Consider the following 5,910-nt stretch of genomic DNA (forward strand, 5'->3'; position numbering starts at 1 on the left):
AGACACCATTACTAGCAGCACCTCAATCTGCGGTTACTGCAAGTTGGTATTCAAACCTAGCGTACCGCCTAAACGACTAGGCTGGTATGGCGACCCAATGGGCGGCGGCAACGGATTCGACTGGAAACGAGCGTGAGTCACGGCGTTCATCTGAACGGTCTTAGCTGCTTTCCTTGATGGCGCGCCGCTGCTAAAGCCCCGGCCCATGAGCACACTGATCCAGACCCCGCCAAAAGCGCCCGTAAAAACCCAGCCCAAGGTCGGCATCGTCTCGCTGGGCTGCCCCAAGGCGCTGGTGGATTCCGAGCGGATCATCACGCGGCTGCGGGCCGAGGGCTATGCGATTGCGCCGGACTATCAGGGCGCAGACCTCGTGCTCGTGAACACGTGCGGTTTCCTCGACAGTGCGCGCGATGAGAGCCTTGAGGCGATCGGCGAGGCGATCGAGGCGAATGGCAAGGTGATTGTGACGGGGTGCCTCGGCGCTGAACCTGAAGTAATCCAGAAGGCGCATCCAAAGGTGCTCGCGGTGACAGGCCCGCACCAGTATGAGCAGGTGATGGAGGCGGTGCATACGCATCTGACGCCGCCGCCCAATGCGTTCACGGACCTCGTGCCCGAGAGCGGCATCCGGCTGACGCCGCGCCACTATGCCTATCTGAAGATCTCCGAAGGCTGCAATAATCGCTGCAGCTTCTGCATCATTCCGAAACTGCGCGGGGATCTTGTCTCCCGCCCGATCCATCATGTGCTGACCGAGGCCGAGCGTCTCGTCAAAGCCGGGGTGAATGAGCTGCTCGTGATCAGCCAGGATACGTCTGCCTATGGCCTCGATGTGAAGTACCAGCCGCAGACCTGGCGCGGCGAGGACTACGAGACCCGCTTTCTTGATCTGGCGCGCGGGCTCGGCACCCTCGGCGCCTGGGTGCGGATGCATTATGTTTACCCCTACCCGCATGTCGACAAGGTCATCCCGCTGATGGCGGACGGGAAAATCCTCCCCTATCTCGACATCCCGTTCCAGCATGCCTCGACCAATGTGCTGAAACAGATGAAGCGCCCGGCCAAGCAGGACCGGGTGCTCGAACGCATTCAGCAATGGCGCCGCGATGTGCCGGGCATGACCATCCGCTCGACCTTCATTGTTGGCTTCCCGGGCGAGACGGAAGAAGACTTCCAGATCCTGCTCGACTTTATCCGCGAAGCGAAGATCGACCGGGCCGGCTGCTTCAAATACGAAAATGTCGAACATGCCGAGAGCCGGGCGCTGGACGGGCATCTTCCCGAAGAGGTCAAGGAAGAGCGCTGGCACCGCTTCATGGCGCTGCAGGCGGAAATTTCGTCCGAACGCGCCGCTGCGCAGATCGGCACCGTGCAGGACGTCATCATCGACGGCCCGGGCGAGGAGCCGGGCGAAATGCTGGGCCGCTCAAAGGCCGATGCGCCGGAAATTGACGGCGTCGTTTACCTTGAGAATGCCGATCATCTCAGCGCCGGGGATATCGTCAGCGCGCGGATTTCGGATGCGGACGAGTATGATCTCTACGGGGCGCCGGCTTAAGTCTTGTGCCAGCGGCCTTGTGGTTCGACCCTCATCCTGAGCGTGTCGAAAGACGCTCACCATGGCGGCCTTTTACGGACCTCAGAAATAGCCCGCCATGGTGAGCGAAGTCGAACCATGGCGGGCGTTACACTGAACATGCAAGGCCGGAGGTCCCGGCCTTGGTGGGGATGGTCGCGAACAGGCCTGCGCGCCTAGTTGCTGATCTCGTTGCGGATTTTCACTTCTGCGCCTTCCGGGATGCCAAGCTCGGCGAAGCTCCAGGTCAGCGCGATGCCTTCAGGCAGCATGGCGCGGCAATAGTCGTCCTTCTCACGCACGAAGCCGACCGAGAAGCGGTCATCGCCCATGCGGCGGACATCGGTGCCGATGAAATCCTTGGTCGTGCAGCCATTTGAGGAGACGCGCGCCGTGATCGAATTGGCCGAGACGTCCGCGCCTTTGAGGGTGCCATAGGAGTGGCCCATGTCCCAATTGGTGTGCACATCATCATCACCATCGACCGCAATCACGCAGCCAGACAGGGCCATTATACCGGCAGCCGCTGCAGCTGCCATTACAGGAGAAAACGTTTTTCGCATTTTTTGAAGAACCTTATTGACTTACGATAAAAGGATGTATTGAATATCGATAAGAGGAAGTCAAGCGCGTTCTTCCGGCTTCCACAAATCGTTCCAAAAGGACCCCTCCATGCGTACACACTCCCTGACCCTCGCCGTCGCTGCCGCAGCCCTCTTCGCCGCGCCGGCCCTCGCCGACACACAGACCTATGATGTCCGCAATTTCGATGGCCTCGATGTCTCCTCAGGCATCAAGGTGTTCTACGAGACAGGCGTCGCCCGCTCTGTCGTGGTCGAGAACAAGGATGGCGATTTCGACGACATCATCGTCGAAGTGGATGATGGCGACCTGGTCCTCAAACGCCCGCGCAAGATGGGCTGGAGCGGCAAGCGCACGCCTTACACCGTACGGGTTGGCGTGGAATCGCTGACGGAGGTGGAAGCCTCGTCCGGCTCGTATGTCGAAGGCGATGGCCTCAGCGGCGCAGATGCCGAGATCGATGTCTCGTCCGGGGCCAGCGTGCAGATCATCAATGTGTCGGTCGGCGAGATCGAGCTTGAATCCACCAGCGGCTCCAGCCTTACAGCCTCTGGCACATGCGAGACGGTGGAAGCCGATGCCTCGTCCGGCGCGACCGTCGAGGCCGGCGACCTGCAATGCGCGAACCTCGTCGCCGATGTTTCGAGCGGCGCCTCCATCCGCGCTTATGCCACAGATAGCGTAAATGCCGACGCCTCGAGCGGTGGCAGCGTCCGGGTCACGGGCGGCGCAACTAATGTGATCATCGACAAGTCCAGCGGCGGATCGGTTTCCGTCAGCTAGGGCACAGACAAGGAATATTGATGCGTGGGTCTCTGACCCGGACCCTTAAAATCGACGCCCGAGCGCATCAATACGCCCGTCCGGACAGCCAGGTGACCTGACATCACCGGCCATCCGGGCGGGCACTTTTGTAAGGCCATACGTTCCGAACGCGGCTAGCCGAAGTCGAAATCCTCCAGCTTGTGGCCGGGGTCTGGCCAGTCGAGGTCCAGACCCTCCATGGCCCCGCGCACGATCCGGGCGATGGCGGCGTTGCGGCGCGGACGGCTGTCGGCGGGGATCACATACCAGGGCGCCCACTCGGTCGAGCAGCGCTGGACCATTGTCTCATAGGCGGCCATGAAGTCCGGCCAGAGCTTCCTGTCTTCGAGATCGCCCGGATTGAACTTCCAGCGCTTGTGCGGATCTGTGATCCGCTCTCTCAGCCGCTCGCCCTGCTCGTCATAGCCGACATGCAGCATGAATTTCAGGATCTTTGTGCCGTTCTCGGTGAGGTGTTTTTCGAACTGGTTGATCTGGTCATAGCGCTGCTCGACCTGATCTGCTGGCGCGAACTCCCGGACCTTCACGACCAGCACATCCTCATAGTGCGACCGGTCGAAAATGCCGACAAAGCCCTTGCGGGGAGTCGCCTCATGCACGCGCCAGAGATAGTCATGGCCAAGCTCGACCCGTGTCGGCGCCTTGAACGCTTTCACTTTCATGCCGAGCGGGGAGGTCTTTGCGAAGACGTTGCGGATCACCCCGCTCTTGCCGGACGTATCCATGCCTTGCAGCACGATAAGCAACGCTTTCTCGCGCGTGGCATAGAGCAGATCCTGAAGCTCATCGATCGCGCCAGCGTCCTGTTTCAGGCACGTCTTGGCGTGCTTCTTGTCGGGAAAGAGCTCGCGATCCCCGCTGTCGCGCGACGAGAGGTCGAACGGCTCCCCGGGCGGCGCGAGGAAGCGGCTCGCGACCTCATCGATCGATGGTTTGCTCATGGGGCGCGCCTCCTAGGACATCTTGAATTACAAAAGAAAAAGCCGCGCCCAACAGAGCGCGGCTTGATCTGAACTGCAAGTCCGGCGGGGACTTACGAGGAATAGAATTCGACGACCTGGGCCGGTTCCATCTTGACCGGGTAAGGCACGTCATTGAGTTCGGGCACGCGCACGAAGGTTGCGGTCATCGCCTTGGGATCGATCTCGATATATTCAGGCACGTCGCGCTCTGGCGAGCCGAGGGCTTCGAGGACGAGAGCGAGGTTGCGGGACTTTTCGCGGATCTCGACAACGTCGCCCGGCTTCAGGCGGAATGAGCCGATATTGGTCTTGGTGCCGTTCACTTTCACGTGGCCGTGGTTCACGAACTGGCGGGCCGCAAAGATTGTCGGCACGAATTTCGAGCGGGAGACAAACGCATCCAGACGGCTTTCGAGCAGGCCGATGAGGTTCTCGGCGGTGTTGCCCTTGCGGCGGTTGGCTTCGTCATAGGTTGCGCGGAACTGCTTCTCGGTGATGTCACCATAGTAGAATTTCAGTTTCTGCTTGGCCATGAGCTGCAGACCATAGTCAGAGGTCTTCTGACGGCGGCCCTGGCCGTGCTGGCCTGGCTTGGTTGGGCGTTTGTTGACCGGGGACTTCGGGCGGCCCCAGATGTTTTCACCGACCCGGCGGTCGATCTTGTACTTCGTCGAGTGACGACGTGACATGGCAGTCTTCCTTGTTCGACGCGGGCCGGTGGAGCGTCCCTAGCGAGCTCCACGATTACAACGGCGGCACCGCACCACCCGTCCTGAAGTTGGCGCTTAAAAGCGAAAAGCGCCGGTTGGTCAAGAGGCCTGGCTGTGCTGGGCTGACTTGCCCTGACCGCGATGGCCATTCGGCTTGCGATTCCGGTTGCCATTGCGCGGCTTGCGGCGGCGCTGGCCATCTTTCGACGGGTGGAAGCTCTTGGCTTCGCGGTCGTTAATTGGCTCCTGTGCAGCGCCGGCTTCATTGCCCGGAAGACGGTTGCCGATCAGCTTCTCGATGTCGCGAAGCAGCTTGCGCTCCTCGCCGTCGCAGAGCGTGATCGCCGTGCCGCTTTCACCCGCGCGGGCCGTGCGGCCGATGCGGTGGACATAGGATTCTGGCACGTTGGGCAGCTCATAGTTCACCACATGGCTGACCATGTCGATATCGATGCCGCGGGCCGCAATGTCGGTGGCGACAAGGACTTTTAGCTTCTTGGACTTGAAGGCGTCGAGCGCCTTGGTGCGCTGGTTCTGGCTCTTGTTGCCATGGATCGCAGAGGCCGCGAGGCCGGCACGCGAAAGATGCTGGCAAACGCGATCTGCGCCGCGCTTGGTGCGTGTGAAGACGATCGCGCTGTCGACCGTCGGGCCGCGCAGGATTTCGGTCAGCACATCACGCTTCTGGGCGTGCGGTACAAAGCGCACGCTCTGGTCGATGCGTTCGACGGGTTTGGATTCCTGGGCGACAGCGATGCTCACAGGGTTCTTGAGGAACTGGTCGGCCAGCTTGCGGATATCCTTCGGCATGGTGGCCGAGAGGAGGACCGTCTGGCGCGGGGTTGGCAGCTGGACAAGGATTTTCTTGATCTGCGGCAGGAAGCCCATGTCCATCATGTGGTCAGCCTCATCGAGAACGACGGTCGTAACCTGGTCAAAGCGGATGGCTTTCTGGGCGGCGAGATCAAGCAGGCGGCCAGGCGTGGCGACAACAATATCGACGCCGCGCTCAAGCGCGCGGATCTGTTTGGAAATCTTCAGCCCGCCAACGACCAGCGTGACCGACACGCGTGAGCCCTTGCCATAGTCGCGAACACTGTCGACGATCTGGGCGGCAAGTTCGCGGGTCGGGGCGAGGATCAGCGCGCGGCAGGACTTGGCGTTCGGGCGGCGGTTTTCATTGGCAAGCGCGTTGAGGACCGGCAGCACGAAGGCGGCGGTCTTGCCGGTGCCGGTCTGCGCGGTGCCGAGC

General features: G+C 61.3%; 6 protein-coding genes. 2 read left to right on the forward strand and 4 right to left on the reverse strand.

The genetic code is table 11. The features are described 5' to 3' along the window. Positions 1-205 precede the first annotated feature (205 nt). Positions 206-1,561: a 30S ribosomal protein S12 methylthiotransferase RimO gene (gene rimO / locus WA989_RS06400; protein ID WP_424339674.1), complete on the forward strand. Its 1,356-nt coding sequence runs from the start codon at positions 206-208 to the stop codon at positions 1,559-1,561. A gap of 194 nt (positions 1,562-1,755) precedes the next feature. On the opposite strand, the gene WA989_RS06405 is transcribed toward rimO, so the two are convergent. Next, a complete protein-coding gene (locus tag WA989_RS06405; RefSeq protein ID WP_424339675.1) occupies positions 1,756-2,118 on the reverse strand; it encodes a hypothetical protein in 363 nt (120 codons plus the stop codon). Between the two features lie 133 nt (positions 2,119-2,251). Here WA989_RS06405 and WA989_RS06410 point away from each other — a divergent pair, with 133 nt between their 5' ends. Beyond that, positions 2,252-2,944 carry a head GIN domain-containing protein gene (locus tag WA989_RS06410; protein ID WP_424339676.1) on the forward strand — a complete coding sequence of 231 codons (693 nt, stop codon included), beginning with the start codon at positions 2,252-2,254 and terminating at the stop codon, positions 2,942-2,944. 155 nt (positions 2,945-3,099) lie between these two features. Here the strand turns inward: WA989_RS06410 and WA989_RS06415 are convergent, their stop codons facing one another. The 3 genes from WA989_RS06415 to WA989_RS06425 form a co-directional block, all read right to left on the reverse strand. After that, positions 3,100-3,927, reverse strand: a complete 828-nt coding sequence (locus tag WA989_RS06415) for a PPK2 family polyphosphate kinase (protein WP_424339677.1) — start codon at positions 3,925-3,927, stop codon at positions 3,100-3,102. A gap of 92 nt (positions 3,928-4,019) precedes the next feature. Then, positions 4,020-4,637 carry a 30S ribosomal protein S4 gene (gene rpsD, locus WA989_RS06420; protein WP_424339678.1) on the reverse strand — a complete coding sequence of 206 codons (618 nt, stop codon included), beginning with the start codon at positions 4,635-4,637 and terminating at the stop codon, positions 4,020-4,022. Between the two features lie 120 nt (positions 4,638-4,757). Next, on the reverse strand, positions 4,758-5,910 hold a 1,153-nt coding region (locus WA989_RS06425), incomplete at its 5' end, for a DEAD/DEAH box helicase (RefSeq protein WP_424339679.1).

It is taken from the genome of Henriciella sp. (assembly GCF_049649345.1).
Classification (GTDB): domain Bacteria; phylum Pseudomonadota; class Alphaproteobacteria; order Caulobacterales; family Hyphomonadaceae; genus Henriciella.

Bases quoted from the DNA above. Each gene is read 5' to 3' on its own strand.
- rimO (WP_424339674.1), top strand. From the start codon at position 206: ATGAGCACACTGATCCAGACCCCGCCAAAAGCGCCCGTAAAAACCCAG.
- WA989_RS06405 (WP_424339675.1), bottom strand. From the start codon at position 2,118: ATGGCAGCTGCAGCGGCTGCCGGTATAATGGCCCTGTCTGGCTGCGTG.
- WA989_RS06410 (WP_424339676.1), top strand. From the start codon at position 2,252: ATGCGTACACACTCCCTGACCCTCGCCGTCGCTGCCGCAGCCCTCTTC.
- WA989_RS06415 (WP_424339677.1), bottom strand. From the start codon at position 3,927: ATGAGCAAACCATCGATCGATGAGGTCGCGAGCCGCTTCCTCGCGCCG.
- rpsD (WP_424339678.1), bottom strand. From the start codon at position 4,637: ATGTCACGTCGTCACTCGACGAAGTACAAGATCGACCGCCGGGTCGGT.